Below are 16,664 nucleotides of genomic sequence, written 5' to 3'. Positions count from 1 at the left end.
AAGAGTAACCTGAACTATCTACAGAAGGGACGGATTGTATGATAACCTTTTTTTCATGAGTTTTGTGGTTTATCATTTGTGCCTCATATTTCTACTTTTTCACGTGTAGGTGCTTGTTTTCGAGAAGAAGGCATTCCTCTGCTTCACGAACAGGTACTAAAAGAAATGCATCGTGATTGATTCCTTGTGCTTTAATTAAAAGTACCGCCACTGTACCTACAAAACAACAATTGTGTGATAATTATCCATCATTATATTGTTATCCCCATAGCAAAGTATCATTTCATTCTACTATGAAGCATTCCTCCTCTTTTTTTAATAGAAAAAGAGAGTCCCTTTATAGGCACTCTCTTTTATGTATATCCTCTATGTTTAATCGATTACGATTTCATGCATATTTAGCATGTTTAACTTTTCTTTATAAAAACTCAGTACTTTTTGAGCATGTTGTATAGTCATTAATCTATCTTAAACAGTAAGTGATTCAAAATACGGATAAACGAATATCTGTAGCATAACCATTTAGCTGCACGCACTGTTCTAAAATCAATGAGGATTCCTCATCTAATTTCCGACACGATTTGTGCAGCATTAAAAGGTTATGAGTTTTTGGGACTGTTCTACCGTTTAGTGCAATCTTATGTTCCATAGTTACGGTACGACTAGCACGTTCTAGAAACTCTTCTGGCCCATACACTAAAAAATCAACTGGTGTTTCCATAACATCGTAAATACCCCAATTGATACGATTAATGACTCCCCTTTTTCTTGCTCCTACACCTTCTACAACAATACAGAGATCAAATTCACTGTCTTCATTTGGTGTGCCATATGCATGAGAGCCAAAAAGGATGATTTTTTGGACAGAAGACACAGTTTCACAAATCTTTTGAACCAATAGGTCCAATTCCCTTTGTACTTCTTCGTTAATCCGAATCACTCCTCGGATAAAGTAATTATATTGACGTTTAAGTATATTATACATGCGTTGCTCTTCTCCTTGCTATTACATATTTATTTTTATATTGTTCTCTTGTTTCCCAACGTTCTGCAATGCTTGATAACATTCGTATACCTGCTTAAAATCCTGTAAGAATCCATCATCAGAGATACTATGAAATCCTTTGAAGTTCTTTCTACACCAATATAAGAGATCAAATTCATCCTTAGCTAAAAAAGAATCTGGATTGAAATGAATAAATGCCTCTGCTATACAAGCCAGAAGCAATGGTATCATTTCAGCATCCTCTTTTGATAAATCCAGTACAGATACAACGGGGTATACTGCTTATATTGATAGTATTGTGGCGGTACCCCACATCCATCAACTTGAAGGCTTTATAATGCCCCTAAAACAAAAAAATTACGCATTTTCACCTGGAGATGCCCATTTTCTCGTTTTGGGGTATTTGCTTTTCTTAGATTGATTGGCATGGGGCGGGACCCCAAACAGTACGATTTTATTTCAAAGACACAACGATCTTACTACACACTTTTTATTTATCCCACACTCTCATCTGCTAGTATTACTATTTTTTATTACTAATGTTGCCGTTTCACTCGGATGGCTAAGAGGAAAATGATGGCCATATGGAACAAAATCAACCTTACCAAGATGCGATGGAGCAGAATAGCCTCTGTCATACTCCCCCCAAATAATGTGAAGATTATACTTTGTTACTTCATTGAAATCACCTTGATCGTTTTTCAGTAGTAAACTGTTAAGCTGAACCGTAGTATTTAAAATTCTAGGGGAAGTAAAACTGTTACTTATTTTTTCAATATAATGTTCAGGGATACTCTCCATACTTTCAAACAAACCATTACTTAATAAATAACGCCCTATCAAATTAGTAGTTGCCAATTTTAATGTCCATTTGTTCATAAATTGAGGAACATTTAGCGATTTAGCATTTTTTTTAGCAACAGGTGGCTGAAGTAAAGTGATTGCATACTTCTTATCTATGTACTCTTGTACCAATGCTTCTAGAAGAATAAACGCACCGAATGAATGGCCAATTAGATGTGCACCATTCGTAGCTTTCTCCAATAACTTTTTCACTACATTCAAATAGATATCTAGAAGATTTTTCTCTCGTTTAAAAGGAGAACGTCCCAAACCTGGAAGATCCAAAATCCATACAGGTTGACCAGTTTTTTCATGAAGCTCTTGTGCTAAAGGAAATAAATCCTCTCCATCACTCAATAAACCATGTAATAATATAAACGGTTGACCCTCTCCTTGTAATTGGTAAAGGGTATTGTTATCGCATAATGTTCGTTTAAATACATGATTATGCTGGCCATTTTGATACATCATTCGATAATCCAGATCAGCTACTACGGCAGGGAAAAATTTCATTACACTCGTCTTCTTAAACCAATCTCCTCCCATAATTTTTTTCGCTGAAACATCTGAAAATTTTCGGTTTGTAATAAAATTCAGTCCATCAGAAGGAATTTTTGTTATTTTACTTACTCCACTATTCATAATTGCTTTCATAAGTGGCATTGGAACAGAGATTTTTGGTGCCCTCATATTCATACTTTCCGACATAATACTTAATAATTCAGCAATGTTCTGATCGTGCTGTTTGTCTTCAACAAGTGTATATGTTTGAATAGTCGGTTGCTCCAATCTGAAAACCTGCACAATAAACTTCGCAAGCTCATCGTTTGAAATAAGTGGTAACCTATATCCCTTACCTCCAGGAATCAATGGCATGAGCCCTCTTCGCATACTCATCACAAGCAAACCTAATCCTGCTATCTGCTCTGTACTCCCTGTTTTACTACTACCGACTACAGTTGGCGGATTAATTACAGAAAGCGGATAACCTACTGCTGATGCGTGCTGACGGATATAAAGATCTGCTAAAAATTTTGTTCTCTCATATGGATTTTTTATTTTCAAATAATTGTTTCCTTCTTGAAACACATCAATTGCAATCTTGCTATTTTTATCATCAAAGGGACTCATATAACCTACAACATGAATAAATTGTTGCAAGCCCTTCAATTGATGAATACTTTTAGCTAATTCACTAATGTGTTTGGCGCCATTTAAAAATACGGACGCTGCCTCTTTACTTGTCGCTTGAATATCCATGGGGCCTCCTGCGTGAATAATCACATCCGTTTTCAATACCCTCTCCTTATCTTCAGCACTTAGACCTAAATCTATTTTCGTCAAATCACCTTCAATAAAGTGCATAACTGTCTTTTTTAAGATGCCTCTTTCTTGAAAAAGGCGTATTGCTTTACTTTTCGACCTTACTAAAAGAAGAATTTTAACATCCTCTTTGGCTAATTCTTTCACTACTTGCTTTCCAATAAAGCCTGTTCCACCAGTTAAAAATACTGTTCTCATATAAAATCCCCCTTTTAGTACTAATCAGTACTAATTTAATGTAAAAAAAATGCTTCTTTTATCGAAGCAATTTTAAAAAATGATCTGCTGTTTTCGTAATTACAGTTGCATCCTTCAATGTTTCTGAAATAAATAACGCTCCTTCAAGATTTGTAATAAAAAGTGATGCAACCTCATCAATATGAATCGTATTTCTGAATTCTCCATTCTCTACCCCTTGTTTAAGTAATAGAGAAACTTTCTTTTGTAATCCTGTAAAAAAAAGACCTATTTTTTCTTTTATTTGCGTGGCCTGTTTAGGACTTTGAATATAAAGAGTAATAAATGGACAGCTCCCCTTATACTCTCTCGACTGAACTCCTTGTGATAATTGCTTTAAAAACAGTTGGATACGATCTTCAACTAAAAATTGATTCTGAGAAAGTACGTCATCAATTGCAGATTGATACATTTCAATCCAATAATCAACGACCGCTTCTAATAATACTTCCTTATTAGAAAAGTGATAATACACATTAGACTTTGAAACTTTGCTTACACGTACTAATTCATCCATACTTGTATAAGCAAATCCTTTTTCTAAAAATAATGTTGCAGCTACTTCAATCACACGTTTTTGATTCATTAATTTTACCTTTGTCATAACCAGAACTATATAGTACTAATTTAAATATTGCAAGTATTTATGTTAATTTTTAAAAAAGTTTGATTAAAAAAGTTCCACTAACATTGATTTTACCGTAAAAAAATCTTATTTTGAATAAAGTTGAACTGAACCCAGAAATTGTTCATTCACTATTGTCTATAATAGAGATCACCATACATACCCATCAACTTAAGAAAAAGAAATTTTAAACATCTTAATCTGCCTTTCCTTTATGTAAATATGGGAATAACGAAATTACCCCAAGGATAGCTAAACAAGCTCCAATCCATAGCGGAGATACAAAACCATATCCTTTACTGATCCCAAGACCACCTAGTGACGAACCAATAACAATACCTAGCGTAATAAAAGAACTATGAACGGTATTTATCATTATTCCATTACTAGCTGTTTTCATCACCCTCGCAACCATAGCTGGATTCAATGCTACACCAGTTAAACCAATAAAAATCGTAGAAATAACTGCAATGTATTTATTCTCTGCACTTAAAGCAAATACAGACAACGCTATGATTAATATAATTAATCCACCCATAAGTATTTTCATTGTAAATTTATCAGCAAATTTGCCAATTATTATATTCCCAATTACCGTCGCACTACCATAGAGAGCAAGTAAATATGGAATGCTTGTGCTTGAAAATCCTGTAACATTTGTAAAGATCGGAGTGAAATAACTAAATGCTGCAAACGTACCACCAATAATGAACATACTTGTTACGTACGCTGCCCAAAGATGAATATTCTTAAATCGCAGAAGTTCATCCTTCCAATTTAATTGCTCTTTATTTGAAGATGATGGTAATAACCGTTGAATCATAATCCCTGATACTAGCACAAGAACAGAAACGCCCCCAAAACTAATACGCCAGCCAAAATATTGCGAAATAACGGTCGTTATAGGTAAGCCTAATACAGTTGCGAACATTAAACCTGCAAGTACAATTGATGCAGCCTTTCCCCTTGAATCAGAGTGGACCAATGTTGCAGAAAAAGAAATCGCAACTCCAAAAGCTGAAGCTGAAGCAATACCAGTTATAATACGTGAAATCATCATAATATCATAGTTCCAAGCAATAGCTCCAAGCGATTGACCAATTAAAAATACGAACATTAAAAACAATAATGCTTGTTTGCTGCGCATTCGTAAGAGGATTGCAGTTAAAATGGGGCCTCCTATTACCATTGCTCCTGCATAAGCTGAAATTAAATACCCAATAGATGATACAGGAACCTGGAATGCAAGAGCAAGTTCATTCATCATACCTGCAACCATAAATTCTGATGTAGTCATACAAAAGATTGCTAAAGCTAATAAATATATAATCGATGGCATAAAAACACTCCTTATTCATTATTGTAATGATTGGTACAAAAATAGTGCGAAAAAAGAGCGCACTAAGCGCCACAAATAGACTCTATTGTTCCTTTGATAACTTGTTCAGACAACATCCGATTTTGCATCGATACATTAAGAACACGGAATCCGTAATAACTGCTTAAAAGCAGACTAGCTAATTCCTCAGCTGATTGCTTCTTTGAAATTTCACCTGTTTGCAATCCTTCCTCCATCACTGTTTCAATAGCTTGTTTAAGAAGTTCAACATGCTTCGAGAAAATTTCTTGTACCATTAAATCGTTTTTAGCACGTTCTATACTGGCATTAATCAATAAACATCCTTTTTGATCCATATTCTCAAAGTCTTCTTTCAATGCCCATTCAAAAAAATTACTTAATCGTTCTTTAACTGGAATTGAAGTATGTAACAATTTCCTTTGTTCCCTAATCCCAATTTCATGGTAGCGTTCTAATACTTGTTTATACAGTTCATGTTTACTACCGAAAGTATTGTATAAACTTCCTTTTCCAAGTCCTGTATCACTGCATAAATCTTGTGTAGAACACCCTTCATATCCTCTTAACCAAAATGTTTTCATTGCAACATCTACAATTGAGGAATAATCAAACTCTCGAGGTCTGCCGCGTTTATTCAATCGTATCCTCCTCTCATTTTAAAGATAACATGAATAGAATACCCCTTTTTGTACCATGCGGTCAATAATTTTATTTTATTGTTACTGTAAAATAAAATTTGATTATGTTAGATTACGAATAATGAAAAATAGCCCCTTATTCAAATTTCCTAGCGAAAAAATCACGTTTTAATAGACTTCTTTATCATCCCTACCTTTCTATAAATTACTAGTTATGAAACAAGGATCGTTTCATAACTAGTAATTTACTTGATTAGCTTGATGGGTATGGAGTAGTGCCCCTATAAGCAAAACCCTCCAGAAACATCTAAAATTTGCCCCGTTACCCAGCGACTATCAGAGGAAGCAAGGAATGCTACTGCATCTGCAATATCTTCAACTTGCCCTATTCGTCCGAACACAGATGAATTCGTAGCAAAATTTCGTATTTCTGGATCATCTAGCAATTTCGCATTCATATCTGTCTTCGTATATCCAGGCATAATTGTATTCACTGTTATACCTATTTCTCCGAGATGTTTAGCAAGAGGAAGTGTCATCGTATTTAATGCCCCTTTACTTAAACCGTATGCAATTGAGCCTGTAAAACCAAGTCGTACTTCAGCTGATGAAATGTTGATAATGCGTCCTTCTGCTCGCAGTAATGGTAATGTTTGCTGAATCAAGAAGAACGGCGCCTTAATATTTACAGCCATAATTTCATCAAAAATCCCTTCGGTCGTATTTTCAATTGTTCCTTGTGTACCTATCCCTGCATTGTTTACTAAAATATCAATCTCTGCTGTACCAACTCTTATTTGTAATTCATTCTTTAATTGTTCTACTAGCTTTTTGACACCATCAATTGAATTGAGCTGAGCTTCAATTAAGAATGCCTTTCCTCCATTAGATTCAATCTCACTAATCGTTTCATCTGCAGCTGCCTTATTTCGGCCGTAGTGAATCGCAACTAATGCACCGTCGTTTGCCAATCTCATCGCAATCGCGCGACCAATTCCTCGACTCGCCCCTGTTACTAACGCTACTTTCCCATCAAGATTCTTCATTTTTTTCCATCCTTCCTAAATTTCCGTTTGATAAAAACCTATACTTATATTTTCATGTAAACACCAATAATTATAAATACAGATTTATAGGTAATTTAGTTTGTTTACTTATGATATTATAGTTATAATTTGTAATTCACTTTAGAAAACACAACAAGGAGGCTACACAATGCAAAACGCAGTAAAACTGGATGAAATCGATCATAAAATTATGAACTTGTTATATGAAAATGCGAGAATTTCCGTTTCAGAAATAGGACGGATCATATCCATGACGCAGCCTGCTGTAAAAGAGCGTATTAATAAACTTGAAGATCAAGGAGTTATAGCGGCTTACCGAACGAAATTTGAGCCTTCTAAAATTAATAAAAACATTCAAGCATTCGTTATGTTTAAAACGAGCCAATGCTCTGATTTTATCCAATATTGTAATACCGCTTCTGAAGTAACAGATTTATATCGAATTAGCGGGGAGTTTAATTATATGATGAAGGTCATGAGCGATTCGATGGATTCTCTCGCTACATTTTTAGACTCTTTAATGCAATTTGGATTATCGTCTCCTTTAATTGTATTAAAGAGTGAGTTCGAGGAGAAATTGTCGTTCTGATAAAGGAATAAGCGAATTGGCATCAAATTTTCTCAAAAAAGAAAAGGGAGTGGATCATCCACTCCCTTTAACCACTTATCCCTGATTCCTCTGCGCCCCTCTAAACTCTTCCTTCACCTTCTCTAACAGCCCTTCTTCCGTAATTAATCGATACGCCGTATTTGCTAACGCTTTTGCCGATGTAATTAATGCTTTGTCTCCTAATTCTGAACGCGCTGCTTCTCTAAATTCATTCGTATGTGCAATTAAATCATCTGGGCCGATTTTAATGTACGGATGAATGGTCGGTACGACTTGGCTTACATTTCCTGCATCTGTTGAGCCGATGCCAAATCTTTCTTTCCGATTTACGTCTTCACCTTGTAATTCTAGTTCTTCGGCTACGACTTCATTAAATGTTTTTGTTACGAGTAGTTCATCGATTTCATTTTGGAATTGATGGATTTTCACTTTTGCGCCTGTTGCTAACGCTGCTCCCTGAGCAATATTTTTTACTTTTTCTGTTACTTCCGCACATCTTTTTCGCGTCGCTGCACGGATGAAGAATCTTGCTGCGGCGTAGTCAGGAATAATGTTAGGTGCTTTTCCGCCTTCTGTAATAACACCATGAATCTTCACATCTGACGGAAGTTGTTGGCGAAGTGCGTTAATACTGTTGTACAGCTGAATCACCGCATCTAATGCGTTAATTCCTTCTTCAGGTGAAGCTGCAGCATGAGCTGTTTTTCCGTAAAAATGAAAATCAAGTGGATCGACTGCTAGTGAAGGACTCGTTGTTGCTGTTTTTCCGCTCGGATGAATCATAAGCGCCGCATCAATGTTTTTAAATAAACCCGCCTTTACATAACTCGATTTTGCGCTACCGTTCGGTCCTCCTTCTTCAGCTGGTGTTCCAAACACGACAACTTCTCCCCCAATTTCTTCAAGCGTTTCTGATAATGCAATTGCTGCTGCAACACTAATTGTGCCGATTAAATTGTGACCACATGCATGGCCAAGTCCTGGTAAAGCGTCGTACTCCGCTAAAAATGCGATTGCTGGCCCTTGTTTTCCAGAGCTTTTTCGCGCGATAAATCCCGTTTCGTGTCCAGCTATATTGTGCTGCAACTGAAATCCTGCACTACCTAGTAATAAACTTAACGTTCTAGATGCGTAAAATTCTTGATTACCAATCTCCGGATTCGCATGAATATCATGACTTGTTTCTATGTACTTTTCCTTATTTCTTTCGATACTCTCTTCAATTGTTTTTCTTTGTGACGCTACTCCTGTCGCTCCCATTTTTCTTCCTCCTTTTATTTTCACGTAAAAAAGCCTCTTTCTAAAAGATAGAAAGAGGCTTCTGTATATACAGTCAAAATGAGCTTCTTTCTTATCTTTCAAGTTACCTTGCTGGAATTGGCACAGTATTCATAACGAATCCGCTGCCGAGGTTTCATAGGGCCAGTCCCTCCACCTCTCGTGATAAGAATTTTCATAAAATTATATTAAATTACATTCATTCTAAGTTCATTTCAAATAAAAGTCAAGGAATTCCTATCCGAATTTACCGGATATCTAAAAACCCTTTTAATACACCAATTGTCTCAGGTGCTTGCAGTCTTGCACATACGTATGGAAATTCCGTACTGCCTTCAAACATCATTTGAGATGTGAGGGGCGCCCCTGCCCAAAAGATTTCATCATCGATTACGATAAACGGGAATGCTTTATTTTGTCTTTGTAACTTTACATTTTTCAATGGAACTGGTCCATCACTATACACCGTTATTTGCGCATTTGTACGCATTAACGCTTGCCATACTCGTTTATCCACTTGTTTTGTACTTGGAAGTGAAATCACGATTTTTCGTTTTGCAGCTAAAATATCTTTTAATAGCTCTTTCGGCTCTTCCAGATTCATTTCCATAAACCAACGTAATCGTTTCGATATTTTTCGCTCCCACAATTGTCTTGATGTCGTGCGATCATACACATCTCCGTGGCGTTCTATATGAGCTGTTAATTGTGATAACGCTTGTTTTCTAGAAAGATTTTTACGCATATAATGGCAATCTGATAATTGAATGAACTTCCCTCTCGCTCTTGTCACTGCTACATTGACGAGGCGATGGTTTTTGTGATCAAAGAATAATACGCCAGGTCGTTCTTGCGGATAGCTATCCACTGTATCAAATATCATCATATCTCTTTCAGAACCTTGGAACTTATGAACCGTTGCCGCTAAAACAGGTATGTGACGATACTTCGTTTTTTGCAACATTTCTCTCATACACGTTGATAAAAAGCGGGATTGCGCCCTGTAAGGTGTAACAACACCGATCGATTGAACACCGTCTAACAGTCCGATTAACATCATTTGCATCGCTACTAAACCAGACATAATATTAAAACGAGACCCTGAAGCAGCGTCTTTTAACGAAAATGCTCCCATTAAGCTCGTATCAAATAAAACACTCGCCTCATTTGCGAACGGCTGCAATTGCGCAAGTTCTTTACGCTCTGAAACAGACGGATGATCGTATACTCTATTTTTATAAATGAATGAGTTTGTAAACTTAGATATATCCGCATGCATACGTCTTTGTTCCTGCAGCATAAATAGGTTCGGGTGTGCTTCTGATTTATTAACAGACTCAACAATCCCGGCATGGTAAAACATATCTTCTCCAAGCCATTTTCGAACGAGTTCATGGTTCGCCATCGCAATTGGAGGTAACTGTAAAAAGTCACCACAAACGACGATACGTTTTCCAAGTGATGCAGCTAATGCGATTTGTGGAACATATGCCATACTTACTTCATCTACAACAACTAAATCAAATGTACGCTCATAAATAAGTGAATCAATGGCACATTTCGATAAAGTTGCGCCGATTACTTTCGCATTTTCAATGTATTCTTTTTCTACCTCTTTAATTTTCGCTTTTTGCTTTCGAAGATCACTTTCAATCTCTTGTATACGCTTCTTATCAGCAGATGTCGCTTTATATGATAAAATCTTTTCACGAAGCTCTTGTCGTGTCTCTTCTAAATAGAGTCTCTCCTCACCCCAAGACCCGTTCGTCGTTTCAACTAACTTCGACGCAAGTAACGTTTCATGATTTCGTATATGTTCGTGTTGACTATAACCGTAACGAACAATTTCACCAGGCGTCCATTTCTTTTTCTTTTCAATTTGCTTTGTTACTTCACTCATTAATACGTCCACTGCTGCATTACTATGAGCTAACACAAGTACCGACTTTCCTTTTTGATAATGAGCCGAAATAATACGTGATAAATTGTAAGACTTCCCTGTTCCAGGCGGTCCCCATACGTACGTTGTCGGATTATAAAAAGCGCGATACGCCAATTCATTTTTCGGATTTTTCATCTTCTCCATATGTTTCGGACTGCTCGTCCCATCAACAATACGCTTTATACGATTACGTTTTAGCTTATCTTTACGTGCTTCTTTCAACCGCTCTTGTAGTTGCTCTAAAAGCTGCCACGGTTCACTATATAAAACAGCTTCCCGTATTTCACCTTGTATATAATCATTTAACTTCAGTTCTATTTCTAATCCATGTACAGATAATACTTCCCCTGTCGCTTCTTCACCATCGAACTCAATTCGAATTGGTGAACCTTCAGGTAAGCTTACTTCCGAAATAAGCTGAAATACGTATACTGTACTTTCATAATCTGTATATAAAAAACGACCATTCATGATAGAAATTTTACTACCACCTATCGTTTTCCAATGTTTAATTTCATATGCTAATGCATAATGCCACTCTTTCATCGTTTCCGATAATGAAGGAGTTTGAGTAGTTGTATTCATCGTATAATCTCCTTCCTTCTCCCCAAACATACTTTCTCACTATACCATATAACACGCTAAAATTTGTAAGGTTTTTATCTTGCTTATTTTCTTAATTTTCAATAATATATTGTATATAATTTTCAGAAAGAAGGAATCTACATGCCAGTTAGAAGAATCGAACACGTTGGACTTATGGTTGCAAACCTAGAAACATCTATCGTATTTTATGAAGAAGTAGTTGGCTTACAACTCATTAAACGCATGGGACACCCGAATCCAGACTTAAAACTCGCTTTTTTAGGTGTGGAAGAATCAAAAGAGACGATACTCGAATTAATTGAGGGCTATAACTCTTCCCTTCCGGCAGAAGGAAAAGTACATCACATTTGCTTTAAAGTGGATTCATTAGAGGACGAAATTGAAAGAATACAAAAACACGGCGTAACCTTCCTACTAGGAGAGGAAATTGAAACATTACCAGATGGAACACGTTACATATTCTTCGCTGGTCCTGATGGAGAATGGATTGAGTTTTTTGAGACGGAGAGATAATAGGTTGTTCTCTCTTCTCTCCTATTTCTTTTCTTAATGGGGTAGCGCCACATCGCTATCAAGCTAAGCTCATACAACATCAATCATAGTAGAGGTTGTTTCTTTTTTCTAAAGGCAACCGTGTAGGAAATGGAGACCCCCTATTTATCGATCAATATCAATGGTTAATTAAAAAGATGACTTCACTAATTATAAGTTTTTAATAAACTAGTAAAAAATAACAAAATATAATAATAATATGTTAAACAGCTCTTAATCTACTTGTAATGAATTATTTTAAATTTAGCCCTTATCGTATTACCTTATTGAATAAAACTTCTAATAAATTAATCTGAAAGGTCGTTCTTAAGTTATAAAAACTAGTTTTCAGATTTTGTGTAAACAAAAGGAAATAAGATCCATTTTATGGACCCTTTTTCCTTTTGTTATTTTAACTTAGTGTAATCTATATTGTCCTGTTAACTGCTCTTCAGCCATTCGAACTAAACGTTTTGTAATTTCTCCACCGACAGATCCATTTGCACGTGACGATGTATCAGGCCCTAGTGTGACTCCTAATTCACGGACAATTTCATACTTCATTTGCTCAATAGCACTTGCTGCAGCTGAAATAAGAATTTGATTTGTATTACTTTCGTGTCTTTGAATATTCATAATTGCACCTCCACTATATTTGTATATAACCTGTGCTTAATTATGATATTTATACGTAAGTAAAATATTTTCTTCTATCGTTTATCTATTCATTTAATAATATTTTTCACGTCTCCAATACGTATATCACCATCATGATGATACTCAATAACAAACCCCATATCTGGTGAATATATCCACGTGTCAAAACTAACAGCTGTAACATCATATATTACTTTTAAAACTTGATGTAAATTTGTTTTAATTACTGGTACTCTGGCATTATCCCAAATAATATATACGGTCTGAGAGTATGTTCCAAAACAGTTCTGTAGATATAATTTTATTTCATCCTCATTATATAAATCACCATAGTTTTCAATGTTGGACCAATCTACTCTCCCCCATTGTGTAATAGGGAATGCATTTTCAAAACTTTTTACTACCATTTTTCCTTGAGTATTCTCTAAAATTTCAATGTCTTCACCTAATGCTTCAATACACTCTTCCAACAATGTTGCCATTTTATTACCTCATTTATTTAGATATTTTAATAATGATTTAAAGGTTTCTTCGTCTCCTTCAAAAGGAATTGCATATTTAATTGCTTTATCTTTTTTTCCATTTCTAAAATCTTCTACATTGATATGCATCCCTTTACTAGGGTCATAATCTAATCGCCATCTTGCTTTATGATCAGCTGTCTCTCTGCCAACAATTTTACCATAACCAGCGCTTTTTTCCATTGTTCCTATAAATGGTTGTGAATCTGCCCCAAAATCCCCCAATAAGCTCATTGCTTTATTTCTTGCTTGTTCATATGTTTGAACCTTATCAAGAACAATCTCTCCTGAACGACCACCTTTAGCAGCTGCTTCTAGTGCCTTTCCTTTCTTTTCAAGATCGCCAATCTTCCCTACAACTTTACCAACAACTCGTGTTGTACCACCAGATACGACGGCCAAGGTGCCCCATGCATAATCGTCAGGACTGTATTTTTGACCTGTTACTAAGTCTTCACCTTTGATAAGTTGTCCAATTTCTTTTCCTGTACCAATTATTGGTGTAATACCCAATACGAATGATAAATCTCCATCATTTGCACGATTATAAATGCGAGATGGATCTCCACCCAAATCATACAGTGCACTACTTAAATCAATATTACCAATATTTCTAGCTGCAGCAGATACATCAACTTTATGACTTGCTATTTTATTAGCCGAGTCCATAAAGATATTTGCAAGATCTATTCCCATATTAAAATCTGTGAAGAATCCTGGGATTTTCTCATCTAACACTTGTAAATCTTGCGCAATGACTGGAACGTTTTTTCTTGTTACCTGTACAAGTTCCTCCATTCCAGGCTTCGCCTCTTCTATTGAATGTTTCAAGCGAATAGAGCTATTTACGACTGGTCCTAAGTCTGTAATAGCACCAGATAATCCCTTTGATAACTCTTGCATATTCAATGTGATTTGATGAATGTCTTTATTAATCTCATTTTGACATTCAATGGCTTTGGCCGCAACCACATCTAATGCTTGATAATATCCAACATATGCTTCAATAAGTGATTCATAGTACTGAAGTATAAAACTGTATGTTTCTACACCAAAATCCAATAACTCTTTTCCGTCAGCCCCAAGTAATTTTACTAGTTCTTTTCTTTGTGTAACTGTTAGATTTTTTATATCACCCTTCATTGCATTCACTAGTTCTTGCAATTTATCATGTGATTCTTTCATCACTTGTATTTTATACTGTACATCTTGCTTTGCATCATTAATGTCTCTGGAAAGATTCTCTAAGTTTTCTGCCTGATCTACCCAATGTTGTTGTTCTTCTTCTAAAATTTTTATCGTATTATTTATGTATGTTTCATCGTTTTTTAAGTAATTTAATACACCTTCAAATATCTTTACTTTTCCATCAAGCAGAGTAAGTGGACTTTTAGCCTCCTGATCAAAGATAATAGCATCATGAATACGCACATATCCTTTTTCACCTTGGTAATTAACCTCATACCAAGAACCGACTTTCCCCACTACTTCTATCACTTCACCCTTATTCACACTTTTTGCACGTAATGCTTTTTTTAAGTCTGGCTCCGGATATACTTTTTTAACAAGGGATTCTAATGTAACCCACCCTTTAATCAATTCTCCGTCTTGATTAAAAGAGAATTTCTTGTCTTTATATGTAAAATCTCCTGTTTGTAATGCACCTGAGGGCTGTAGTAAATACCAATTAAATTCTTGCTTCATCCAACCATTTCTTGATTCATGAGAAGCATCAAAATAATACGGTTTCCCATCAACATGTGTAAATCCTGATTGCACATGACCTAACGGGCCAAAGTAATAGATTTTCCCGTCAATATGTTGGATTCCAGTTTGTACTACTCCATCGGTTCCCAAATAATAATCGTATCCATTTGTATGTACCCATCCAGTTTGCATAAAACCATCAGTACCAAAATAATAACGTTTTCCATCAATCGATTGAAAACCTGTTATTCTTTGCCCATCTTTTTTATAATACGTCCATTTTCCTTCTTCTTGTACCCATCCTTGTTTATTGTCTAAATAGAGTGCTTCTTTTAATTGATCAATCCATTGTAATCCATTCGCAAGAAGCGTTAAATCACTATCTAATTGTTTATCAAATTTCTTTTCAATATTTTTTGGGAAGTATTTTTCTGGATCTTTATGATACTCAGTTATCATAAAATGAGACAGATTCATTGCTTCTTTTGTTACATCCCATGAACGAACTGGTGATTCACCAATTATAACTGACTCTAGTATCCGGACATATCCGATTTCCCCTTGATATTTGACCTGGTACCATAAGCCTTGTTTTGAGATGACTTCTAAAACATCTCCATCCTTTACAGGTTTAGATTTCAATAGAAATTTGGTTTCTGGCTTTGGATAGATTCTTTTAACAGCAGAACGTAGAGTAATCCATCCCTTTTCCATATCTCCGTACTTATTAATTTCAAATGGTTTTCCTTGATAGGTAAATATTCCTGTCACATACTTCCCATCTTTTAAATAGCTCCATGAAGTTGCAGAGAAACTCCATCCAGTCTTTAGTTTACCAGGTTCACTATAATATAAAGTATCTTTCCCTACCTGCTTACTCCCTTGGAATAGCCTTCCATCTTTAAAAAAGGAGTACTCTATTCCATCTAACGTAATGTTATCTGTTTGCTTACTACCATCTTTGTTGTAATAGTACCAATTCTCTTTCTCCTTCACCCAGCCAACTGATTCATCATTTTGCATATCTGTTACTTTCATAATCGTCCTATATAAGAACATAGAAAATTGCTCTCTAGTAACAATGCCATTGGGATTAAAATTACCGTCACCTGTACCACTTGTTATGTTGTTACCGGCTAATATTTTGACATATTCGTTGGCCCAGTGACCTTTCATATCAGTAAATTCAACATTTCCTTGCGGTTTTAAATCAAATGTTTTGACAAGCACAGTTGCCATTTCGGCACGTGTCATATTATTTTTCGGATTGAATTTTTTTTCAGCATTTACACTGAAAATACCACGTGCTGTAAGAGATAAAATTTCTTTTTTGAAATTGCTGTCGCCAATATCAACAAATGGATTATTTGTACTATCTTGCGGTTTTAAATATCGATACAAGAAAGCAGCGAGATGTTCGCGGGTAATAGGATCGGCTGCACCGAAATACCCATTTCCGTATCCCGTTATAATCTTATTTTCCGCCATATACATCATTTCTTTATACGCCCAATGGGTTTTAGGAACGTCAATAAAAGATAATGAATTCACTTGACCATTTTGTTCTGCATACGCTGTTCCTACTGTACTGAATAACAAAATACATACCATAAAACTTAAAAATATTTTCTTAATTGTATTCATAATAGCTCCTATTCAATTGTTAAAAATATAATTGTAAAATAAGTGATTCTGTCTAAACAATAATTAATT

At 35.5% G+C, this 16,664-nt stretch carries 12 protein-coding genes, 4 pseudogenes and 1 riboswitch; of the genes and pseudogenes, 3 read left to right on the top strand and 13 right to left on the bottom strand.

Annotated elements, in window-relative coordinates; translation table 11 throughout:
* Positions 1 to 45 precede the first annotated feature (45 nt).
* Positions 46 to 209 (top strand): annotated as a pseudogene (locus LMD38_RS11185) (ISNCY family transposase); the annotation flags it as partial.
* Positions 210 to 372: 163 nt separating this feature from the next.
* Here the strand turns inward: LMD38_RS11185 and LMD38_RS28820 are convergent.
* From LMD38_RS28820 to LMD38_RS11145, 8 genes and pseudogenes are all read right to left on the bottom strand, one after another.
* Positions 373 to 637: pseudogene (locus LMD38_RS28820) on the bottom strand (HEPN domain-containing protein); the annotation flags it as partial.
* Positions 614 to 985 (bottom strand): annotated as a pseudogene (locus tag LMD38_RS11175) (nucleotidyltransferase domain-containing protein); the annotation flags it as partial. The pseudogenes LMD38_RS11175 and LMD38_RS28820, both read right to left, overlap by 24 nt.
* A 21-nt stretch (positions 986 to 1,006) precedes the next feature.
* A pseudogene (locus tag LMD38_RS11170) lies at positions 1,007 to 1,320 on the bottom strand (hypothetical protein); the annotation flags it as partial.
* A gap of 193 nt (positions 1,321 to 1,513) precedes the next feature.
* Positions 1,514 to 3,370, bottom strand: coding sequence for an alpha/beta fold hydrolase (locus LMD38_RS11165; RefSeq protein ID WP_062821354.1), 1,857 nt, complete (start codon positions 3,368 to 3,370; stop codon positions 1,514 to 1,516).
* Between the two features lie 58 nt (positions 3,371 to 3,428).
* Complete coding sequence (locus LMD38_RS11160; RefSeq protein WP_001072309.1) at positions 3,429 to 3,995, bottom strand: TetR/AcrR family transcriptional regulator; 567 nt, start codon at positions 3,993 to 3,995, stop codon at positions 3,429 to 3,431.
* 235 nt (positions 3,996 to 4,230) lie between these two features.
* Positions 4,231 to 5,373: an MFS transporter gene (locus LMD38_RS11155; protein ID WP_062821355.1), complete on the bottom strand. Its 1,143-nt coding sequence runs from the start codon at positions 5,371 to 5,373 to the stop codon at positions 4,231 to 4,233.
* 62 nt (positions 5,374 to 5,435) lie between these two features.
* On the bottom strand, positions 5,436 to 6,032 hold the full coding sequence (locus tag LMD38_RS11150; RefSeq protein ID WP_001042196.1) for a TetR/AcrR family transcriptional regulator: 597 nt from the start codon (positions 6,030 to 6,032) through the stop codon (positions 5,436 to 5,438).
* A gap of 281 nt (positions 6,033 to 6,313) precedes the next feature.
* A complete protein-coding gene (locus LMD38_RS11145; protein WP_061182638.1) occupies positions 6,314 to 7,078 on the bottom strand; it encodes an SDR family oxidoreductase in 765 nt (254 codons plus the stop codon).
* 169 nt (positions 7,079 to 7,247) lie between these two features.
* Between LMD38_RS11145 and LMD38_RS11140 the strand changes: the two genes are divergently transcribed.
* A complete protein-coding gene (locus LMD38_RS11140) occupies positions 7,248 to 7,688 on the top strand; it encodes an Lrp/AsnC family transcriptional regulator (protein WP_016717953.1) in 441 nt (146 codons plus the stop codon).
* A gap of 75 nt (positions 7,689 to 7,763) precedes the next feature.
* Here the strand turns inward: LMD38_RS11140 and LMD38_RS11135 are convergent, their stop codons facing one another.
* Positions 7,764 to 8,969 carry a M20 family metallopeptidase gene (locus tag LMD38_RS11135; RefSeq protein ID WP_062821356.1) on the bottom strand — a complete coding sequence of 402 codons (1,206 nt, stop codon included), beginning with the start codon at positions 8,967 to 8,969 and terminating at the stop codon, positions 7,764 to 7,766.
* Between the two features lie 88 nt (positions 8,970 to 9,057).
* Positions 9,058 to 9,159, bottom strand: a riboswitch (SAM riboswitch).
* 75 nt (positions 9,160 to 9,234) lie between these two features.
* Positions 9,235 to 11,544 carry an AAA domain-containing protein gene (locus LMD38_RS11130; protein WP_062821357.1) on the bottom strand — a complete coding sequence of 770 codons (2,310 nt, stop codon included), beginning with the start codon at positions 11,542 to 11,544 and terminating at the stop codon, positions 9,235 to 9,237.
* 111 nt (positions 11,545 to 11,655) lie between these two features.
* On the opposite strand from LMD38_RS11130, the gene LMD38_RS11125 reads away from it, so the two are divergent.
* On the top strand, positions 11,656 to 12,048 hold the full coding sequence (locus LMD38_RS11125; RefSeq protein WP_062821358.1) for a VOC family protein: 393 nt from the start codon (positions 11,656 to 11,658) through the stop codon (positions 12,046 to 12,048).
* 435 nt (positions 12,049 to 12,483) lie between these two features.
* On the opposite strand, the gene LMD38_RS11120 is transcribed toward LMD38_RS11125, so the two are convergent.
* The 3 genes from LMD38_RS11120 to LMD38_RS11110 all read right to left on the bottom strand — a co-directional run bounded on the left by LMD38_RS11120 (position 12,484) and on the right by LMD38_RS11110 (position 16,595).
* Positions 12,484 to 12,702, bottom strand: a complete 219-nt coding sequence (locus LMD38_RS11120) for an alpha/beta-type small acid-soluble spore protein (protein ID WP_016717956.1) — start codon at positions 12,700 to 12,702, stop codon at positions 12,484 to 12,486.
* Between the two features lie 89 nt (positions 12,703 to 12,791).
* Positions 12,792 to 13,205 (bottom strand): CDI toxin immunity protein, encoded by a 414-nt coding sequence (locus tag LMD38_RS11115; protein WP_061182640.1) that lies wholly within the window; start codon positions 13,203 to 13,205, stop codon positions 12,792 to 12,794.
* Between the two features lie 9 nt (positions 13,206 to 13,214).
* Entirely contained in the window at positions 13,215 to 16,595 is a 3,381-nt protein-coding gene (locus LMD38_RS11110) for an S-layer homology domain-containing protein (RefSeq protein ID WP_062821359.1), read from the bottom strand.
* Between the last annotated feature and the right edge of the window lie 69 nt (positions 16,596 to 16,664).

It is taken from the genome of Bacillus pacificus (genome assembly GCF_020861345.1).
GTDB lineage: Bacteria > Bacillota > Bacilli > Bacillales > Bacillaceae_G > Bacillus_A > Bacillus_A pacificus.
Note: the sequence above shows the minus strand (reverse complement) of the source record. Positions and strands in the feature narration are given on the sequence as shown.